Origin of the sequence: Mycobacterium sp. E136 (assembly GCF_001666865.1) — a bacterium.
GTDB lineage: Bacteria > Actinomycetota > Actinomycetes > Mycobacteriales > Mycobacteriaceae > Mycobacterium.
In genome coordinates this window covers 1-613 of record NZ_LZJE01000332.1, presented here as the reverse complement: position 1 = coordinate 613, position 613 = coordinate 1, and the positions used below count along the sequence as shown (strand labels likewise).

At 65.9% G+C, this 613-nt stretch carries 1 pseudogene; it reads left to right on the top strand.

From position 1 onward, the window contains the following. Nucleotides 1-613 (top strand): annotated as a pseudogene (locus A5698_RS29140) (dihydrodipicolinate reductase); the annotation flags it as partial.

Below are 613 nucleotides of genomic sequence, written 5' to 3'. Positions count from 1 at the left end.
GCGATCCGGAGCAGGCCCGACCTCGAACTGGTCGGGGCGTGGGTGCACTCCGAGGAGAAAGTCGGCAAGGACGCGGGGGTGCTGGCGGGCGGTGATCCGATCGGGCTGGCGGCCACCACCGATGCGGATGCGCTGATCGGGCTCAAACCCGATTGTGTCATCTATTCGGCCAGCGGGCCGGAACGTGATGCGCTGGCCGTCCCGGACTATGTGAGGCTGCTCAGCGCAGGGATAAACGTGGTGACCACCAGCACCACCCGCCTGGTCAACCCCCACGCCTACGAACCGGTCGAGTGGCGCGACCAGTTGTCCGCGGCCGCCAAGGAGGGCCAGGTCTCGTTGTACGCCTCGGGGATCGAGCCGGGCTTCGTCGCCGACTACCTACCGCTGGTGCTGAGCACACAGTCGTCGCAGATCGAGAAGATCCACGCCTACGAGATAGGCCTGTACGACGACTACGGTGTTTCCGACATCATGAGCGACGCTTTGGGATTCGGCCGACCGCTCGACTACCAGCCGTGGATCTCATTTCCCGGGGCGATCGCCGGCGAATGGCAAGGCCAGATCCGCATGGTCGCCGAGGCCCTCGGCGTCGAGATCCAAGAGGTCCGCG